12 protein-coding genes, 1 tRNA gene and 1 pseudogene are annotated in these 19,026 nt (G+C 49.8%); 5 read left to right on the top strand and 9 right to left on the bottom strand.

Translation table 11 applies throughout. From position 1 onward, the window contains the following. Positions 1 to 19 precede the first annotated feature (19 nt). From ACTHUT_RS02675 to ACTHUT_RS02660, 4 genes are all read right to left on the bottom strand, one after another. Complete coding sequence (locus tag ACTHUT_RS02675) at positions 20 to 2,500, bottom strand: glycogen/starch/alpha-glucan phosphorylase (RefSeq protein ID WP_440385665.1); 2,481 nt, start codon at positions 2,498 to 2,500, stop codon at positions 20 to 22. Between the two features lie 313 nt (positions 2,501 to 2,813). After that, on the bottom strand, positions 2,814 to 4,799 hold the full coding sequence (glgX, locus tag ACTHUT_RS02670) for a glycogen debranching protein GlgX (RefSeq protein WP_440385664.1): 1,986 nt from the start codon (positions 4,797 to 4,799) through the stop codon (positions 2,814 to 2,816). A gap of 144 nt (positions 4,800 to 4,943) precedes the next feature. Continuing rightward, positions 4,944 to 9,230 carry a 1,4-alpha-glucan branching protein GlgB gene (gene glgB, locus ACTHUT_RS02665; RefSeq protein ID WP_440385663.1) on the bottom strand — a complete coding sequence of 1,429 codons (4,287 nt, stop codon included), beginning with the start codon at positions 9,228 to 9,230 and terminating at the stop codon, positions 4,944 to 4,946. Between the two features lie 217 nt (positions 9,231 to 9,447). Beyond that, positions 9,448 to 9,930 (bottom strand): FKBP-type peptidyl-prolyl cis-trans isomerase, encoded by a 483-nt coding sequence (locus tag ACTHUT_RS02660; protein ID WP_003683125.1) that lies wholly within the window; start codon positions 9,928 to 9,930, stop codon positions 9,448 to 9,450. Positions 9,931 to 10,438: 508 nt separating this feature from the next. On the opposite strand from ACTHUT_RS02660, the gene ACTHUT_RS02655 reads away from it, so the two are divergent. Together ACTHUT_RS02655 and ACTHUT_RS02650 are read left to right on the top strand one after the other, a co-directional pair. Beyond that, entirely contained in the window at positions 10,439 to 10,705 is a 267-nt protein-coding gene (locus tag ACTHUT_RS02655; RefSeq protein ID WP_440385662.1) for a hypothetical protein, read from the top strand. A 94-nt stretch (positions 10,706 to 10,799) separates the two neighbouring features. Further along, positions 10,800 to 12,173 carry an FAD-binding oxidoreductase gene (locus tag ACTHUT_RS02650; protein WP_440385661.1) on the top strand — a complete coding sequence of 458 codons (1,374 nt, stop codon included), beginning with the start codon at positions 10,800 to 10,802 and terminating at the stop codon, positions 12,171 to 12,173. Positions 12,174 to 12,227: 54 nt separating this feature from the next. Here the strand turns inward: ACTHUT_RS02650 and ACTHUT_RS02645 are convergent, their stop codons facing one another. Continuing rightward, positions 12,228 to 13,058 (bottom strand): symmetrical bis(5'-nucleosyl)-tetraphosphatase, encoded by an 831-nt coding sequence (locus ACTHUT_RS02645; RefSeq protein ID WP_070616152.1) that lies wholly within the window; start codon positions 13,056 to 13,058, stop codon positions 12,228 to 12,230. Between the two features lie 69 nt (positions 13,059 to 13,127). Continuing rightward, entirely contained in the window at positions 13,128 to 13,517 is a 390-nt protein-coding gene (locus tag ACTHUT_RS02640; RefSeq protein ID WP_440385660.1) for a RidA family protein, read from the bottom strand. Between the two features lie 170 nt (positions 13,518 to 13,687). Between ACTHUT_RS02640 and yaaA the strand changes: the two genes are divergently transcribed. Beyond that, the gene (yaaA, locus tag ACTHUT_RS02635; protein WP_440385659.1) at positions 13,688 to 14,467 is read left to right on the top strand and encodes a peroxide stress protein YaaA; all 780 of its coding nucleotides are present in this window, start codon (positions 13,688 to 13,690) and stop codon (positions 14,465 to 14,467) included. Between the two features lie 79 nt (positions 14,468 to 14,546). Further along, a tRNA-Ser gene (locus ACTHUT_RS02630) sits at positions 14,547 to 14,637 on the top strand. Positions 14,638 to 14,886: 249 nt separating this feature from the next. Here the strand turns inward: ACTHUT_RS02630 and ACTHUT_RS02625 are convergent. Next, positions 14,887 to 15,094, bottom strand: a pseudogene (locus tag ACTHUT_RS02625) (IS30 family transposase); the annotation flags it as partial. Positions 15,095 to 15,289: 195 nt separating this feature from the next. Between ACTHUT_RS02625 and ACTHUT_RS02620 the strand changes: the two are divergent. Continuing rightward, positions 15,290 to 16,567 carry an O-acetylhomoserine aminocarboxypropyltransferase/cysteine synthase family protein gene (locus ACTHUT_RS02620; protein WP_440385658.1) on the top strand — a complete coding sequence of 426 codons (1,278 nt, stop codon included), beginning with the start codon at positions 15,290 to 15,292 and terminating at the stop codon, positions 16,565 to 16,567. A gap of 81 nt (positions 16,568 to 16,648) precedes the next feature. Here the strand turns inward: ACTHUT_RS02620 and ACTHUT_RS02615 are convergent, their stop codons facing one another. Both ACTHUT_RS02615 and ACTHUT_RS02610 read right to left on the bottom strand, forming a co-directional pair. Next, positions 16,649 to 18,253, bottom strand: a complete 1,605-nt coding sequence (locus tag ACTHUT_RS02615; protein ID WP_440385657.1) for an ABC transporter ATP-binding protein — start codon at positions 18,251 to 18,253, stop codon at positions 16,649 to 16,651. Positions 18,254 to 18,277: 24 nt separating this feature from the next. After that, positions 18,278 to 19,026, bottom strand: a 749-nt coding sequence (locus ACTHUT_RS02610) for an ABC transporter permease subunit (protein WP_440418670.1), incomplete at its 5' end; no start/stop codon positions are given.

Below are 19,026 nucleotides of genomic sequence, written 5' to 3'. Positions count from 1 at the left end.
TTCGCTATCTGCTTAACGCTTAATTTCTGCTGGGCAATTCTTTTTCGCTCAATGGTTTGATGTACCAAATATCGCGGCAGTAGTCGGCGATAGAGCGGTCGGATGAGAAGAAGCCCATGTTGGCGATGTTGATCAAGGCTGATTTGCGCCATGCGGATACGTTGCGGTAGTGTTCGTCCGCTTTGTATTGCGCGTCGATGTAGCTGCGGAAATCGGCCATCAGTTGATAGAAGTCGCCGTATGGTTGCAACACGTCGTTGTAGCGGTTTGGCTCTTCCGGAGAGAAAGTGCCTTGGCTGATTTGGTTGACGACGCGGCGCAGGTCGCTGTCTCGTTCGATATAGCTCAACGGGTCGTAACCGTTGCGGCGGATTTCTTCGACTTGCTCGACGGTGTTACCGAAGATAAAGCAGTTGTCCGCGCCGACTTTTTCCAAAATTTCGACGTTCGCGCCGTCCAGCGTACCCATGCAGAGCGCGCCGTTGAGGGCGAATTTCATGTTGCTGGTGCCGGAGGCTTCTGTACCCGCCAGTGAGATTTGTTCGTGCAAATCGGCGGCCGGGATGATGATTTGGGCGAGGCTGACGCTGTAGTTCGGGATGAACACAACTTTAATCAGGTCGCGGATACGGGTGTCGTTGTTGATGACTTTGGCAACGTCGTTAATCAGTCGGATGATTTTCTTCGCCATGTAATAAGCGGATGCGGCTTTACCGGCAAAGATGAACACGCGCGGCTGCCAATCGAAATCCGGGTTTTCCAGGATTTTGTTGTAGCGGTCGACGATGTGCATCACGTTCAACGCTTGACGTTTGTACTCGTGGATACGTTTGATTTGGATGTCGAAAAGTGCATCGGTATTAACCTTGATGCCCAGTTCGGTTTCAATGTATTTGGCAAGGCGCTCTTTGGCGGCTTTTTTCACTGCGCCGAATTCTGCCTGTACGGAGGCATCGTCCACTTTGTCGTTGAGCTTGGTCAGGTTGTCCAAATGCAGGCGCCAGTCTTCGTCGCCCAGATGTTTGTCCAAGAATTTGGTCAGGCCCGGGTTGGCGATGTTGATCCAGCGGCGCGGGGTGACGCCGTTGGTTACGTTGGTAAAGCGTTCTGGGAATATTTTGGCAAAGTCGGCGAAGATGGATGTGGTCATCAAATCGGAGTGGATTTTGGCCACGCCGTTGACTTTGTGCGAACCGATCACGGCAAGCCATGCCATGCGGACGCGACGGCCGTGGGTTTCGTCAATGATGGATACGCGGCGGACAAAGTCGTCGTCGAAGTTGCCGATGGCGCGTAAGGCATTGAGGAAGTAGGCGTTGATTTCAAAGATGATGTCCAAGTGGCGCGGCAGCAGACGGCCCATCAGGTCAACCTGCCAAGTTTCCAAGGCTTCGCTCATCAATGTGTGGTTGGTGTAAGAGAAAATCTTACAGCACATATTCCATGCTTCAGTCCATTCAATGCCTTCTTCGTCAATCAGGATGCGCATCAATTCTGGAATGGCGAGTACCGGGTGGGTGTCGTTCAAGTGGATGGCAACTTCGTCCGCCAGCGTACGGATGCTTGGGAAACGGCATTTGTGGCGTGCAACAATATCTTGAACGGACGCGGAAACCAAGAAGTATTCTTGCTTCAGGCGCAATTCGCGGCCGGAATCGGTAGAGTCGTTCGGATAGAGGACGCGCGAGATGTTTTCGTCGCTGTTTTGTGCGCGAACGGCAGAGGCATAGTCACCTCGGTTGAAGTCGGCAAGGTCGAACAGGTTGCCTGCGTGCGCAGTCCACAAGCGCAATGGGTTGGCACATTCGCCGCCATAGCCCGGAATAATTTCATCGTATGCCCAAGCTGAGATTTCTTCGCTCGGCTGCCATTCTTTTTTGTTGCCCAAGTTCAATACTTGGCCGCCGAAACGGACGGAATATTGTTTGTTCGGACGGGCAAATTGCCATGCCAAATCTTGGTCGAGCCACAAATCAGGTTTTTCGACTTGTTGGCCGTCCACGATTTCTTGTTTGAACATACCGTATTGGTAACGGATGCCGTAGCCCATGGCAGGAATGCGCAGGGTTGCCAATGAGTCGAGGAAGCAGGCGGCCAGACGGCCCAAACCGCCGTTACCCAAACCCGGATCTTCTTCTTGTTCGCAGACATCGGCAAATTCTTTGCCCAGTTGCTTGAAGGCTTCTTCAAACTCGGCATAAACGCCTTCGTTAATCAGCGCATTGACAAACGCACGGCCGAGCAGGAATTCCATAGACAGGTAATAAACCATGCGTTTGCTGTTGTCGATGTGGGCACGGCGTGTTTTGAGGAAATCCTCGGCAATCAGGTCGCGTGCGGCCAACATGGCGGCGTTGAGCCATTGGTGTGAAGTTGCTTCTTTAGGATCGACGCCCAAGATGAAAATCAACTTGTAAACAATGGACTTGCGGATGGTTTCTGCATCCGGTTTGGGCATAACGTAATCGTAGCCGGAGATGGGGAGTTTTTGCTTAGCCATGGAAGCCTTTCTTTCATTTGAGGCACTTGGACAACGCGCCTGATGGTTTATAGAAACAACGTTATTCAGTTTTCAGACGGCCTGAAGAAGTATAAATGCCGTCTGAAAAATTTATAGGTAGGTTTGTTTCAGGTTTGATACGGATTATAACTGAAAGATTCAACTCCGTATTATTTTTTCTTTATAAAACATTTAATTACAAATTAAACCACTCATCATCTCATCGACATTTCCATTTATGCCATGCAAGCTTCGGCCCAACGGATACAGACAAAATATCAAAGGGTTAACAATATAACGGCTTGGTTTTTCTTTAATTCGTTTTATGTAAAATCCAAATCCCCATGTGTTCGACAACACATTTTCCAGCCTCTTCGTAATTAAATTTCTCAGATGGTACGCAAGAAATTTCCCAATTGCCTTGAGGCAGGTTAAATAACTGACGACTACGTTTGGCATTGACCAACAGCAGCCACTCGTCGTCCAAAACAACCTGAATCGCCTTGCTGCCCCTGTTGTGCCAACAATATTCGGTCATCGGGCTGCTATCGGCATTGAGCCATTGCACACGCTCTTTTTCCCACCAGCAATCATCTGTCAGCAGCTTGATTCGGCTGCGTACGCGTATCAGCGCTTGAGTGTAATTTTGCAACTCATGAGGCTCATTTTGCCAATCCAACCATGTAATCGGATTATCTTGGCAGTAGCTGTTGTTGTTGCCTTGCTGACTGTTGCCGAACTCATCGCCCGCCAAAAGCATGGGCGTACCGTTGGATAAAAACAAGGAGGCAAGCAGCGCTTTGGAGGTGTATTCGCGGTTGAGCAACACCTCTTCATCATCGGTTTCGCCTTCTACGCCGTGGTTGTAGCTGATGTTTTCATTATGCCCGTCGCGGTTGTTTTCGCCGTTGGCTTCGTTGTGTTTTTCGTTGTAGCTGACCAAATCACGCAGAGTGAAGCCGTCGTGTGCAGTGATGAAGTTGATGCTAGCGGACGGGTGGCGGCCGCTGTGGTTGAAAATATCGGACGACCCGGCCAAGCGTTCGGCAAATGCGCCCAAATTGCCGCTTTCCCATGACCAAAACGCGCGCATGTCATCACGGAAACGGCCGTTCCATTCGGCAAAAGGTTGCGGGAAATTGCCCAAGTGATAGCCGCCCTCACCGATGTCCCATGCTTCGACAATCAGCTTCAAACCGGCCAAAACCGGATCTTGATACAGGACTTGGAAAAAACGGCCGTACGATTGGAAATCGGGCTCGCGTCCCAATACGGTTCCCAAATCGAAACGAAAGCCGTCGACATGAAACTCTTCCGCCCAATAGCGCAGGCTGTCTGCCGCCCAACGGGTAACATCGCGCCGGACAATATTGAGCGTATTGCCGCAACCCGACCAGTTTTCATAATTGCCGTAAGGGGTGTGCCAATACCATAAGGTGTTATCGATACCGCGCTGACACAGCATCGGGCCTTTGTCATCCTGCTCGGCCGTGTGGTTGTACACGACATCCAAAATCACTTCCAAACCTGCCTGATGCAGGGCTTTGACCGCTTGTTTAAACTCCGCCGCCGCACGTTCGGGATTGTCGGCATAAGACGGCTCGACGGCAAAATGGGAATAAGTGTTGTAGCCCCAATAATTACTCAAGCTCATCTGCTGAAGATGGTATTCATCCAGATGAAAATGAATCGGCAGCAGCTCGACCGTCGTTACCCCCAATTCTTGCAAATAGACCAAAACCCGTTTATCGCACAAGGCTTTATAAGTGCCTGCATACTTCAAATCAGGGAATTGCTTGGTCAACCCTTTGACATGGGCTTCATAAATAACGGTTTTGCCCCACGGTATTTCCGGACGGCAATCTTTGGCCCAATTAAATCGGCTGCGTCCGACCACGACGCTTTTTGGCGCAACGGCGGCATTGTCGCGTTCATCTTCCGGCCTGAACCATGCCATTTCTTCGGTGTTACGGTAGCTTGGTTTGCCGTCAATTTTTTTGGAATACGGGTCAATCAGCAATTTGTTGGGATTGAAACATGAGCCGTATTCTGCGTTTTCACGTCCATACACGCGGAAACCGTATCGCTGCCCTGCCTTAACATCCGGAACAAATCCGTAAAATACCGAACCACGCCGCGAAGGCATCTCCAAACGGGTTTCTTTATCCTTATCAAACAGACACAATTCGACCTTTTCGGCATTGATGGAAAACAAGGTGAAATTCGCGCCCTTGCTTGTCAGGATCGCGCCCATGGGATAAGGCTTGCCTTCCTCGATATGCCATGATTTGGCAGACATAGAATGATTCCTTGGTATGTATTTGGTTTCGTGTCCAATATAAGGCCGTCTGAAAATCTTTCAGACGGCCTTGAGTCATATTGATGTCACTATCTTTAATTTTCAGCTGATTGGGCAGGCAGGATGCCCACCCTCAAAGTTGATTTACGCTTCTTCTTTGACTGCCGCCTGATACAGGTAAACAGTTGCCAACGGCGGTACGGTCACAGACAGGGAATTTGGTTTGCCATGCGACCAAACTTCTTCTGTCTCCACCGTTGCGCCGGCAGAAACGCCGCTGCCTTTGTAATGCAGGTCGTCTGAATTGAGGATTTCGCGGTATTCGCCGGCAGAATTCACACCGAAGCGGTAACCTTCACGCACTACAGGCGTGAAGTTGCTGATGACGATAACGCGGTTGCCTTCGCGGTCGCGGCGTTCGAAGACAAAAACGGAATTATTGCCGTCGTCAGCGACCAGCCATTCAAAGCCTTCCGGCCATTGGTCAAGCTGGTAAAGCGGCGCGGTGTCTTTATAGACATGGTTCAATTCGCGTACGAAGTCTTGTACGCCTTTGTGCCAGCCGCCCTCTTGCTCCAGCAGGAACCAATCCAGCCCTTCGTTGTAGTTCCACTCGCGGCCTTGCGCAAACTCGCTGCCCATAAACAAGAGTTTTTTGCCGGGGAAACCGTACATAAAGCCGTAGTAGGCGCGCAGGTTGGCAAATTGCTGCCAGCAGTCGCCGGGCATCCGTCCAAGCAGCGAGCGTTTGCCGTGTACGACTTCATCGTGTGAAAGCGGCAGGACGAAGTTTTCGCTGTACTGGTACATCATGCCGAAGGTCATTTTGTTGTGGTGGTATTTACGGTTGATGGGGTCTTCCATCATGTAGCGCAAGGTATCGTTCATCCAGCCCATATTCCATTTGAAGCTGAAGTTCAAACCTTCTTGGCGGGTTACATTGGCAAATGAAGTAGATTCTTCGGCAATTTCGGTCGCAGCCGGAACTTCTTCTTTCAACATGGTGTTGGTATCGCGCAGGAAAGCGATGGCTTCAAGGTTTTCATGGCCGCCGTATTGGTTCGGAATCCACTCGCCGTCTTTGCGCGAGTAGTTGCGGTAAATCATGGAGGCGACGGCGTCAACGCGGATACCGTCGAAGCCGAAACGTTCTATCCAATACAGGGCATTGCCTTGCAGGAAGTTTTTCACTTCGTTTCTGCCGAAGTTGTAAATCAGGGTGTTCCAGTCTTGATGGTAGCCTTCGCGCGGATCGGCATGTTCATACAGCGCGGTGCCGTCAAACTTGGCCAGGCCGTGATCATCGGTCGGAAAGTGTCCGACCACCCAGTCGAGGATAACGCTGATGCCTTCGTCGTGCGCGGCTTTAATCAATGCGCGTAATTCTTCCGGCGAACCGAAACGACTGGTTGGCGCATACAAACCGGTTGCCTGATAGCCCCACGATCCGTCAAACGGATATTCGGAAACAGGCAGGAACTCGATATGGGTAAAACCCATGTCTTTGACGTATGCCACCAATTCTTTGGCGAGCTGTTCGTAAGTCAGCCAGAAATTGTTTTCCGGATTGCGCTTCCATGAACCCAAATGCACTTCATAAATGCTGATCGGCGCATCAATGGCATTGGCGCGGGCACGGAAAGCCGGTTCTTCCACTTCGTCAGGCAAACCGCGCACGATAGATGCCGTGGTCGGGCGCAGTTCCGCACCGAAAGCATACGGGTCGGCTTTTTCGCGCACATTGCCGTTGGCATCGCGGATTTCAAATTTGTAGAGGGCGTTGAGTTTGACAGCCGGAATAAAGATGTCCCAAATGCCGTTGTCGCGGTGGAAGCGCATCACATGGCGGCGGCCGTCCCAGTTATTGAACTCGCCGATAACGGAAACGCGTTGCGCATTGGGCGCCCAGACGGCAAAGCGTACGCCCTTCACGCCGTCCAACTCGGCAAAATGCGCGCCTAAAGTCTCATAAGGACGCAGGTGTTTGCCTTCGGCCAACAGCCAGGAATCCATGTCTTGCAAAGCAGAGCTGAAATGATAAGGGTCTTCTTCAATCACTGGCTCGGTGTCTTCGGTGTAACGGATACGCAAAGCGTAATCGGGCGCATCATCGGGCAAGACGGCCACAAAGAAACCGCGTTCATCAATTTTTTCAGACGGCACGATGAGTTCGCCGCTGCGGCGGTTCACGATATCCACGCTTACTGCGCCGGGAATCAAAACGCGTACTACTTCATCGCCCTCTGCAAGGCGGTGTCGTCCCAGATAAGCGAACACATCGCTGTGGGTGGCAAGAAACAGGCTTTCGACCGTATCGCGCTCGATTTGGTCAAGTTCATGATAAGTCTTGATTTGGCTGTTTGTTTTCATGCGTACCTCGTCAATAATGGCAAGTTGGCCGCCCATGAGGCGGTGTTGTAGGAAATCTTCCAAAGAAACCGGCATTTTTTGCGCCCAGTTCGGATAGCCTTCGGTTACACCCGGGACATTCAGATTGTCAATGACACCCAGCAGGTTTTCCAGTTGTACGGCGTAAAGCTTGCTGCGGCTCAATGCGCCGTATTTGTGCAAAGCCGCCAGCAAGGTTTCATCGGCTTTTGCCGGCATTTGTACGTCTGCACCCAGACAGCCAGTTTCTTTCAATTTATCCAGCAAATCGGCTTTATCGTGTTCGCGCTCATCCAAGGCCGTCTGAAAAGCGGCTGCTTCAGGCAAAGTTCCGAGTTTGAACATCGTATCCAAATCTTTGCCTATCCAATACCCTGCCAGTGGCGCAACATCGTGGGTACTGATGACCGTAATCGCCTGTTCGGGGTATTCTTCAGGTAACTGAAAACCGTTCCAGCCCTTGCTGAAATACATGACCTTGTAGGAGAACACTTGATAGCGGTTGAGCAGATAACGTGCTTGATCGGGTACCGTCCCCAAGTCCTCGCCGATAATGACGCAACGGTTGCGCTGACTTTCCAATGCCAAAATGGCAAAAGTCACTTCGGCATCGTAATGTACATATGCGCCGAAATCTGCTGTTTTATCATTTAAAACCCACCACAAACGACACAATGCCATCACATGGTCAATCCGCAACACGCCATACAGACGCATGTTTTCGCGCAACAGATGAGCAAACTTTTCATAGCCCGTATGCTTCAACATCGACGGATTAAGCGGCGGCAAATTCCAATTCTGCCCGGTCGGCCCCAAAGGATCGGGCGGCGCACCGACCGATACGTCCATACAATAATCTTGACGGTTTAACCAAGTGTCCGCACTGCCGCGCGCCACGCCGACTGCCAAATCGCCGTAAATGCCAAGTTTGACACCGTATTCGGCAGCGGCTTGGTTGACTTCGCGCAATTGCTCCGCGCAAAGCCATTGCAGCCACATATAAAAACGGATTTCACGCTCATGACTGCGCGCGAATTTTTCTACTGCTTCGCCATCAGGTTGATGAAATTCAGACGGCCATGACTGCCAACCCACTTGTCCGGGACGGCTGTAATACTGGTCTAAAGCCTCAAACAAACCGAAGCCCTGCAAAGCCTTGCCTTTTTCTAATACAAACGCTTCAAATGCAGCGCGTTCATTTGCCGCAGCTTCGCAAGTATCTTGTTCAAACGCGTTAAACGCCATCTGCAGCGCATCACGCTTGCATGCCCAAACTGCCGTATAAGTCACCGTTTCCGTAACACGCAAAGCGGCAATGCGCTGACGGATTTTCGGTTGTGCCAGCCAGTTTTTCAGTTGCTCGTTATAAGTAAACGCGCCCACTTTCTCAATATCCAAATAAATCGGATTGAGCCATTCGCGCGAAGAAGGGCTATACGGGCTGGCAAAGGCAGGCTTGCTAGTAAACAAAGCGTGCAAAGGATTGATACCGACAAAATCCAGCTTTTTCTCAGCCGCATATTTCATCAGATTCAGCAAATCGGTAAAGTCGCCTATGCCCCAGTTACGCTCGGAACGCAGACTGTACAAATGCATGGTCAAACCATTCATCCGACCGCCATTGGCAAGTAATTTGGGTTGGTAAACCGATTCAGGCGCAACAATCAGGCGTATAAGGCAACATTTGCTGCTAGTCTCAGCCGACAAAGTGTAATAACCGCAAGCCAGTTGGGGCAGCTTAATCCAAAGCGTATCGTTGTCGCCCGGATATAAAGTCAAGTTCTGGCACTCATCCGCCTCATCACTCAATACGACCGCTTCCGCACCATGAAATTCAGACGGCATCTGTAAAGATTCTTCGCCGTTTTCATGCGCAACCATCGTATTCAGATAAAGGCCGTCTGAATCCGGTTTGCTTTTGTTCAAAACAGCAACGATCGATTCCAAAACTTCAGGTTTTGTCGCATGATATGTCCCGTTGATGTCGTGATAGCCTAAATCAATACCGGCCTGTACCGCCTGCTGCTCCAATGTTTCACTCATTGCATTCTGCCTGTTTTACCAATATCTGAATCTTAATACAGATTCTGCCGCACCGTGATATGTAATTCATTGTAGTCTCAAACAAACCCCATATTTCCCCGCTTGATTTGACCTGAGCCAAAATTTCCTATTTATCTGTCTTGTAAAAACTTAAAGGCCGTCTGAAAAGGAGGATTTCATTCCTTTTCAGACGGCCTTTATCATGCTTTAAGCCTGATTAGTGGTGATGATGACCGTGCGGACCGTGTACGTGACCGTGGGCAATTTCTTCCTCGGTCGCATCGCGCACGCCCTCAACAGTCGCTTTGAACAATACTTTCATACCGGCCAAAGGATGGTTGCCGTCCACCACGGCTTTGCCGTCGGCAACATCGGTTACACGATAAATCAATACATCGCCGGTTTCCGGATCATCAGCTTCAAACATCATGCCGACTTCGACTTCAACAGGGAACACGCTGACATCTTCAATGCGCACCAACTCAGGATCTTGTTCGCCGAAAGCATCATCGGGCGACAAAGCCACTTCGACGGTATCGCCTACATTTTTGCCGTGCAACGCTTCTTCCACCAAAGGGAAAATACCGTCATAACCGCCATGCAGGTAAGCAATCGGCTCTTCGGTTTTGTCCAACAGTTGGTTGTTGGCATCGTACATTTCATAATGCAGGGAAACTACGGAATTTTTAACAATAGACATCATGCCGTCCTTAATCAATATTTAAAAGTTACGCTACGGTTATTCTATCACAGCCTCAACCAAACAATCGGCTTGCTTTAATAAATACCCCGTTCAAATGCGACAAAAAGATAAAAGCCTATATAAAAAAGCAAAATCAAATGATTTCAATACGCATAAGTTGCTTTTTCACAACACAAAGTGATTAAATTACAAAAAACTTCCCCAAAGCAAAAACATTCCAAACCCTTAAAACCAATAACAAATAAAACTACACAACCAATTGAATATAATATGTTTTTAAAATCTTCATCAATAATGAATATTTTCAGATGATTTTTCGCGCGCCAATATGATTTACATTATTTTCACTATTTTCGTATTGATTTTAGCCGGCAAACGGTTACGCAACGTTGCATTGACCTATCCCGTGGGGCATAATATTGAAAAATTCAGCAATGAATTTCTACTGTATAGGCCGTTTGACGGCTATTTTTAGTTTAAATCGATTTAAAAAAGGTTCTTAAAAATGAAAAAATCTCTGTTCGCTGCTGCTTTGTTGTCTTTAGCTTTGGCCGCTTGTGGCGGTGCTGATAAAGCTGCTGAAACTGCCGCTTCTGCTGCTTCTGAAGCCGCTGCTTCTGCTACTGAAGCTGCTGCTTCTACTGCTGATGCCGCTGCTTCTACTGCTGATGCCGCTGCTTCTGCCGCTACCGAAGCTGCTGCTTCTGCTACTGAAGCTGCTGCGTCTGCTACTGATGCCGCTGCTTCTGCCGCTTCTGAAGCTGCTAAATAATATTCTTTTGAATATAAAAAAGCAGGATACCATTGCGTATCCTGCTTTTTTACATTCCTCTCACTCCCCTTCCCGACTTTTCCGCCTGACTGCCATGCACCTTCACAACCGTTTTGCAACGTTTCTTTCTGCCTCTGAAATCATCGAAGCCACTCCGGCCTTGTTAAACGACCAACGCCGCCGTTTTACTTCTTCTCCGGATATTGTCTTACAGCCGAACTCTGTCGAAAGCGTGCAGAAAATCATGCGTTTCTGTTTTGAAAACCGCATCCGTGTCACCCCGCAAGGCGGCAATACCGGATTATGCGGCGCGACGGTAACCACCGAAGGCGTACTGCTCAACCTCTCCAAGCTAAACCGCATCCGCGATATCAACCTTGCCGACAACAGCATGACGGTTGAGGCCGGTGTGATTTTGCAAAATGCTCAAAAGGCGGCAGCCGAAGCCGGACGACTGTTTCCGCTCAGCCTTGCCAGCGAGGGCTCTTGCCAAATCGGTGGCAATATCGCCTGTAATGCCGGCGGTTTGAATGTCTTGCGTTACGGCAGCATGCGTGATTTGGTATTGGGTTTGGAAGTTGTTTTACCCAACGGCGAACTGGTTTCCCACCTTCAGCCCCTACACAAAAACACGACCGGCTATGACTTGCGCCATCTTTTTATCGGCAGTGAAGGAACATTAGGCATCATTACCGCCACCACACTCAAACTCTTTGCCCAGCCCAAAACCAAAGCGACCGCATGGGTAGGCCTAGATGATATTGAATCCGCCGTCTCGCTTTTGACCGCTGTGCAAGGCCATTTTGCCGAACGCTTGACCAGTTTCGAGCTGATCAGCCGCTTTGCCCTTGATTTATCTTCGGAATTCAGCCAACTCAAAAAGCCTGCCGATGCGGAATGGCATATTTTGATTGAACTTGCCGACTCCGTTCCCGACGCAGGTTTGGATGAAAAACTTGCCGAATTTCTCTATCAAAACGGATGGGAAAACAGTATCTTGGCTCAATCCGAGCAAGAGCGCTCCGATTTATGGACCTTGCGTGAAAATATTTCCGCCTCCCAACGCAAACTCGGCACCAGCATCAAACACGATATCGCCGTCCCTATCGCCCAAGTAGCCGCTTTTGTCCGCCAATGCGCGCCTGCCTTGGAAACCCGTTTCCCCGGCATACAAATTGTCTGCTTCGGACATTTAGGCGACGGTAGCCTGCATTACAATACATTCCTGCCCAACGTATTGAGCAACGAAGCCTACCAATACGAAGATGCCGTCAATACCATTGTTTATGAAAACATCCTTGCCTGCCACGGTACGATTGCAGCCGAACACGGTGTAGGCATCATCAAAAAACATTGGCTGCCCCGAGTGCGCACACAAGCCGAACTTGCTCTGATGCATGCCATCAAAAATCAGCTTGACCCTTACGGCATTATGAATCCGGGAAAACTCCTTCCTTCTTTGGATTAACCAATACAAAAAGGCCGTCTGAAACATTTCAGACGGCCTTTTATCTTATCCAAACTATTTTAATGCCGTTTTCCAGTCCAATCCGCCCAACGACGGTACCTGTATCACTTCGTTGGTATCCAAATTGACCGCTGTCAGCTCTCCGCCCCACAACGCGCCGGTATCCAAAGCAATCACTTGGTCTGTGTTAACGTAGCCCAACGACGACCAATGCCCGAACACGGTAATATAATCCAAATTCTGCCTATCAGGCGCTTTAAACCAAGGGCGCAGGTAAAGCGGCATTTTTTTCAAAGTGGATTTATATTCGTAATCCAATTCGCCTTTGTATGTCAGCGCACGCATACGGGTAAAGACATTGACAATCATCCGCAGGCGCTCGTAGCCGGTCAAATCATCCGTCCACGCAGTCGGCTTGTTGCCGTACATTTTGCCAAAAAATTTCCTGTATTTTTTACCTTGCAATTCAGCCTCGGCTTCACGGGCAAGGCTTTCGGCCTTATCAACCGACCATTGCGGCAAAATACCGGCATGCACCATCACATGCCTGTTGCCGCGCACCAAAAGCGGCTGATGACGCAGCCAGTCCAATAGGGATTGACTCTCGGGATGGGTCAAAATCGGCTCAACCGTATCGCTGCGCTTGAGCGTTCCTTCACCGCAACCGACGGCCAAAAGATGCAAATCATGATTGCCCAAAACCATTTGCACACTGCTGTCGTACTCTTTGGCAAATTTCAAGGTTTCCAATGACTTCGGACCGCGATTGACAATATCGCCGACCAGCCAAAGGGTGTCCGTACCATGATTAAAGCCGATTTTGGCAAGCAGCAAAGTCAGCTCGTCAAAGCAGCCTTGAATGTCTCCGATTGCGTAATGTGCCATTATTATTGTTTTCCGTTGTTATTATTTTCAGACGGCCTCAAGCCCAGCCCAGGCCGTCTGAAACATCAATTATGCGTTTAAAACCAATACTGCTTCCGCTTCAACCTGAACGCCTTTAGGCAGGCTGGCCACGCCAACCGCCGCACGCGCAGGGAAAGGTTGTTCGATAAATTCAGCCATCACTTCATTGAACACGGCAAAGTTGGCCAAATCGGTCAAATAAGCATTGAGTTTGACGATATCGTTTAAAGAACCGCCGGCCGCTTCGGCTATGGCTTGCAGGTTTTTAAATACTTGCACTGCTTCGGCACGGAAGTCGCCATTACCGACCACAGTCATTGTGGCCGGATCCAAAGGAATCTGACCGCTCATATAAACCGTATCGCCTGCGCGGACTGCTTGGCTGTATGCGCCAATTGCGGCAGGGGCTTTGTCGGTATGGATAATGGTTTTAGACATGATATTCTCCTCAAGTAGAAATGTCAGAAACAGGTGGAAGCTTCGAATTTTACTTTCAACAGAAATACGTTTCAATAAAAGCATTCAATTAATGCGTTTAGCCCGTCTTGTTCTTCCTCGATTTTAAACCTACAATCCCACACATTATTCATTTCAAAGCCGAAATTATTATGTTTTTTGTCTTATCCCCAGCCAAAAACCTCAACGAAAAAGACCCCTCCCCCGTCAGCAGCTTTACCCAGCCCGACCTTCTGCCCGAAGCAGAAATCCTGATGCAGGAGTTGCGCAAACTTGCCCCTCATCAAATCGCCGAGCTGATGCACGTTTCCGACAAAATCGCCCTGCTCAACGCCGAACGAAATGCCGCATGGCACACGCCGTTTACACCTGAAAACGCCAAGCAGGCCGTATTTATGTTCAACGGCGACGTCTATGAAGGCATTGCCGCCGATACGCTCAAACCGGAGCAAATCGACTACCTGCAACAACACGTCCGCCTGCTCTCCGGCCTATACGGCGTACTGCGCCCGCTCGACTTGATGCAGCCCTACCGCTTGGAAATGGGCACAGCCTTTGCCAACTCGTGCGGCAAAAACCTCTACGAATTTTGGGGCGATAAAATTACCGACCTGCTCAACCAAACACTGAAGCAGGCCGGCAGCGATGTTTTAATCAACCTCGCCTCACAAGAATATTTCAAATCCGTCAACACCAAAAAACTCAACGCACGCCTGATTACGCCGATTTTTAAAGACGAGAAAAACGGCAAATACAAAATCATCAGTTTCTACGCCAAACGTGCGCGCGGTTTGATGGTACGCTACGCGGCAGAACACGGCATTACCGAGCCTGAAATGCTCAAAAATTTCGACTACGAGGGCTATTCATTCAATGAAGCAGCTTCAAACGAAGCCGAATGGATATTCATGCGTGAAGAACAATCCAAATAAAAACAAAATACTAGATATTTTCCCTAAAATACCACTTGGCAAAGGCCGTAAGTTCCATTAATATTACGGCTTCAAGAACGGAAGCGTGGCAGAGCGGTTTAATGCAACGGTCTTGAAAACCGTCGAGGGTTGATAGCCCTCCGTGAGTTCGAATCTCACCGCTTCCGCCATTCTTGATATTTTTTTATCTAATGAAAAATGAAATGTGAGACTTGATGATTCAAGTCTTTTTTTATTTTCAAATCCAAAGAATCCCGTAAAGGCCGTCTGAAACTTTCTATAACTCAGTTTCAGACGGCCTAATACCTTTAAAATTCCCCCAAATCCCTAAAGTCCTACCCAGACATTTAGAGACTTGGGGGACTTTTGCGAAGGTCTCCGCTTTTCTAATCTTTGCCGTCAATGGCATCAGCCTACCCATCACCAATGCGGAATTTTCTCTCAACCATGCTGGGCTTTTCCTATGCCGACGCAATTGTGCATTTTGCTTCAGGTCTGTGTGCCGCCGTATCGTTTGCGATAGGGTTTGCTGCATATTTCGAGATATTGCCACAGAGTACCGCCGTTGCTTTTATCTTGGAGAAGGTCGCGGTAAACGGTATTGTGATGGGGTGTCATTCGATGATGGTGTGGTGGCAGGACAGGTCTTGAATGTGGTATCGTTCTTCTTGGGTCAGTTGCGTGTCGCTCAGGGTAATCTTTCTTGTAGGAAAGGCTGTATGCTGCTGCATACCGAACTTTTCCGTTATGGAAAGTTTGCCCTTCAAATCCGAATCTGCTGGCCTCTATTTATCATTATTTAATCGCTACAAGGATATTTAAATGAAACGGGAAACCATTGCCCTGCATGCAGGCTATCAATCCGAACCGACTACCAAATCCGCTGCCGTCCCCATTTACCAAACCACTTCATACACTTTCGACAACACGCAACACGGCGCAGACTTGTTCAACCTTGATGTAGCGGGCAATATCTACACCCGTATCATGAATCCGACCACTGCCGTTTTGGAAGAACGCGTTGCCCGTTTGGAAGGCGGTATCGCCGCATTGGCTGTCGCCAGCGGTATGGCTGCAATTACCTATGCCGTTCAAACCTTGGTTGAAGCAGGCGACAACATCATCGCAACCAAAACGCTCTACGGCGGCACTTACAATTTCTTTGCCCACAGCCTGCCGCGCCAAGGCATTGAAGTACGCTTTATCGATCCGGCCAAACCCGAAGAAATCGCCGCCAATACCGACAGCCGTACCAAACTGGTGTATTGCGAATCTATCGGCAATCCCGCCATCAATGTCGTTGATATTCCAGCATTCGCCCAAGCCGCGCACGCTCAAGGGCTGCCACTGATGGTGGACAACACAGTCGCTACGCCCACATTGTTCCGCCCCATCGAGCATGGCGCCGACATCGTTATCCAATCCCTGACCAAATACATCGGCGGTCACGGCACAACGATTGGCGGTGCCATTATCGACGGCGGCAAATTCCAATGGGCAGGCAATCCGCGTTTTGAAAAAACCTTCAATCAGCCTGATCCGTCTTACCACGGCGTAAACTACTGCGAACATTTTGGCGCGGCGGCCTATATCGCCCGTGCCCGGGTCGTCCCGCTTCGCAATACCGGTGCCGCCTTATCGCCGCACAGCGCGTTTTTACTGCTGCAGGGTTTGGAAACCCTCGCCCTGCGCATGGAGCGTCATTGTGAAAACGCCCTGAAAGTAGCCGAATTCTTGAAGAAACACCCGCAGGTCGAATGGGTAAACTATCCTGCCTTGCCTGACAGCCCGTACAAAAACTTAATCGACCGCGACTATGGCGGAAAAGCCTCCGGTTTGCTGAGTTTCGGCATTAAAGGCGGTCGTAAAGCCGGCGCGAAGTTCATTGACGCACTGCAACTCTTCCTGCGTTTGGTGAATATCGGCGATGCCAAATCGCTGGCTACCCATCCTGCTACAACGACTCACCGTCAGCTTGACGATGCAGAACTCGCCGCAGCAGGCGTCAGCCCCGACATGGTACGCCTGAGCGTGGGTATCGAGCATATCGACGATTTGCTTGCCGACTTGGCACAGGCATTGGATGCCGCCAAGGTATAGGCAATAGCGCTAATTAGATGAAAAAAGCCTCCGCTTTAAAAGGCCGTCTGAAAACTTCTTTTCAGACGGCCTTTTCCTTTTCTACAAATCAAATGCGGCGTTAATCAAACGTTTGGTGTAGTCGTTTTGCGGATGGTGGAAAATCTGATCCGCGCTGCCATACTCAACCATTTCGCCCTGCTTCATCACAATCACGTTGTCGCTGACGGCGCGCACGACAGATAAGTCATGACTGATGAACATATAAGTCAGGCCGTATTTCTTCTGCAAATCGCGCAAAAGTTCGACCACTTTGGATTGTACGGAACGGTCAAGTGCAGAGGTCGGCTCGTCCAAAAGGATGAATTTCGGGCGCAGGATAACGGCGCGTGCAATGGCGATACGCTGACGCTGGCCGCCGGAGAACTCATGCGGATAACGGTTGAGCGCATCAAGCGGCAGGGACACTTCCTTCATGACTTCCAAAACGCGCTGGATACGTTCTTTTTTGGTCATTTCAGGATGATGAACCGTCAAACCTTCGCCGATAATTTCACCAACGGTCAGACGTGGGGAAAGCGAACCGAACGGATCTTGGAACACAATTTGCCGTTGCGATTTCAGACGGCGTGCTTCTTCGGCGGTATAGTTTTTCAGGTCTTTGCCTTCAAAGGAAATATTGCCGGTATAAGGCAGCATCTGCATGACGGCTTTGCCCAGCGTGGATTTGCCGGAACCGGACTCGCCGACGACGCCCAATGTTTCGCCTTCTTTAATTTTGAGGCTGATGCCTTTAACGGCTTCAAAAGTTTTGAGCGGTTTGCCGAAAAAGTTTTGCTTCAATACGAAAGAAACATGGACATTATCGGCATCGATTAACACACCGGCGTTGTTTTCTTCAGGCTCTTTCATGCCTTTGGGAATGGCATTGATGAGTTCGGCAGTATATTCGTGTTTCGGATGGGCAAATACTTCTTTGATTTTGCCGCGCTCGACAATTTCGCCGTTACGCATGACGCAGACGGTTTTGGAATAGTGTTCAGCCAAACCCAAATCGTGAGTAATGAAAATAATCGCCATGCCCATTTGCTGTTGCAAATCGTGGAGCAAATCGAGAATCTCAGCTTGAATGGTCACATCCAAAGCAGTGGTCGGCTCGTCGGCAATCAGCAGGTCGGGTTCGTTAATGAGCGCCATGGCAATCATGATGCGTTGCAGCTGACCGCCGGAAAACTCGTGCGGATATTGCTTCATGCGGCGTTCGGCTTCTTTGATGCCAACCCGTTGCAGCAATGCCAATGCCTTCTGCCCTGCTTCTTTTTTGCCGAGCTTTTTATTGTGTACCCGCGCCGCTTCAATCAGCTGCGTACCGATACGCATAAACGGATTGAGCGAGGTCATCGGCTCTTGGAAAATCACGCTGATGCGGTTGCCGCGCAAATCGCGCAGGGTTTTCTCATCGGCGTCCAAAATGGAAATGCCGTCAAACGTAATGCGCGAATCTTTGCTGTATCGGGCAAATTTTTCAGGCAACAGACGCATGATGGACATGGACGTTACCGACTTGCCCGAACCGGATTCGCCGACCAAAGCCAATGTTTCGCCCTCTGCCACTTTAAAGCTGACATTACGCACGGCGTGCACGGTTTTCTCATGCAGTTCGAAATTGATGTCCAGATTTTCTACAACCAGTAACTGTTTTGTCATTTTGATTATCCTTTTGGTTGTGGTTTAGCGGTCTTTCGGGTCAAGCGCATCGCGCAGGCCGTCGCCGATAAAGTTGAAACAGAACAAAGTGGTTACCAAGAAGAAACTCGGCACGAGCAGCTGCCATGGTGCGGCTTCCATCGAAATCGCGCCCTCTTGCAGCATCGAACCCCAACTGGTCATCGGCTCTTGCACACCCAAGCCCAAGAAGCTCAAGAAGGATTCAAACATAATCATGCCCGGTACCAACAATGAGGCATACACCATCACCACGCCCAAAACATTCGGAATAATGTGGCGCGTTACGATTTTACGTTTTGCCACGCCGCTCACACGCGCCGCTTCGACAAACTCTTTATGCTTCAAGCTCAAGGTTTGGCCGCGCACGATACGTGCCACGTCCAACCAAGACACCAAACCCACGGCGGCAAAAATCAAAAGCAGGTTGCGGCCGAAGAATGTGGTCAGCAGAATCACGAAAAACATAAACGGAAACGCGTTCAAAATTTCCAAAAAGCGCATCATCAGTGAATCGAGCTTACCGCCGATAAAGCCGGCAATCGCGCCGTAAAGCGTACCGATGACAACGGCCACCAATGCGCCGGCCACACCGACCAGCAAGGAAATACGTCCGCCGGTTGCCGCGCGCGACAGCAAATCGCGGCCGAGCAAATCCGTACCCAGATAGTGATGGGTAGAAAAGGACGGCGGAATCTGCATATTGTCCCAGTCGGTGAAGTCGTAGGTGTAGCGGACGATCCATGGCGCCACAA

This window comes from Neisseria sp. P0022.S010 (assembly GCF_051956635.1).
The sequence above is the reverse complement of the archived record's forward strand: the minus strand, read 5'-3'. Positions and strand labels throughout refer to the sequence as shown.

What these genes read in the sequence shown, in the direction of transcription:
- ACTHUT_RS02660 (WP_003683125.1), bottom strand. Translation starts at nt 9,930, where the DNA reads ATGTCTATTGTTAAAAATTCCGTAGTTTCCCTGCATTATGAAATGTAC.
- ACTHUT_RS02615 (WP_440385657.1), bottom strand. Translation starts at nt 18,253, where the DNA reads ATGACAAAACAGTTACTGGTTGTAGAAAATCTGGACATCAATTTCGAA.
- glgX (WP_440385664.1), bottom strand. Translation starts at nt 4,799, where the DNA reads ATGTCTGCCAAATCATGGCATATCGAGGAAGGCAAGCCTTATCCCATG.
- ACTHUT_RS02620 (WP_440385658.1), top strand. Translation starts at nt 15,290, where the DNA reads ATGAAACGGGAAACCATTGCCCTGCATGCAGGCTATCAATCCGAACCG.
- ACTHUT_RS02650 (WP_440385661.1), top strand. Translation starts at nt 10,800, where the DNA reads ATGCACCTTCACAACCGTTTTGCAACGTTTCTTTCTGCCTCTGAAATC.
- ACTHUT_RS02675 (WP_440385665.1), bottom strand. Translation starts at nt 2,500, where the DNA reads ATGGCTAAGCAAAAACTCCCCATCTCCGGCTACGATTACGTTATGCCC.
- ACTHUT_RS02640 (WP_440385660.1), bottom strand. Translation starts at nt 13,517, where the DNA reads ATGTCTAAAACCATTATCCATACCGACAAAGCCCCTGCCGCAATTGGC.
- ACTHUT_RS02645 (WP_070616152.1), bottom strand. Translation starts at nt 13,058, where the DNA reads ATGGCACATTACGCAATCGGAGACATTCAAGGCTGCTTTGACGAGCTG.
- yaaA (WP_440385659.1), top strand. Translation starts at nt 13,688, where the DNA reads ATGTTTTTTGTCTTATCCCCAGCCAAAAACCTCAACGAAAAAGACCCC.
- glgB (WP_440385663.1), bottom strand. Translation starts at nt 9,230, where the DNA reads ATGAGTGAAACATTGGAGCAGCAGGCGGTACAGGCCGGTATTGATTTA.
- ACTHUT_RS02655 (WP_440385662.1), top strand. Translation starts at nt 10,439, where the DNA reads ATGAAAAAATCTCTGTTCGCTGCTGCTTTGTTGTCTTTAGCTTTGGCC.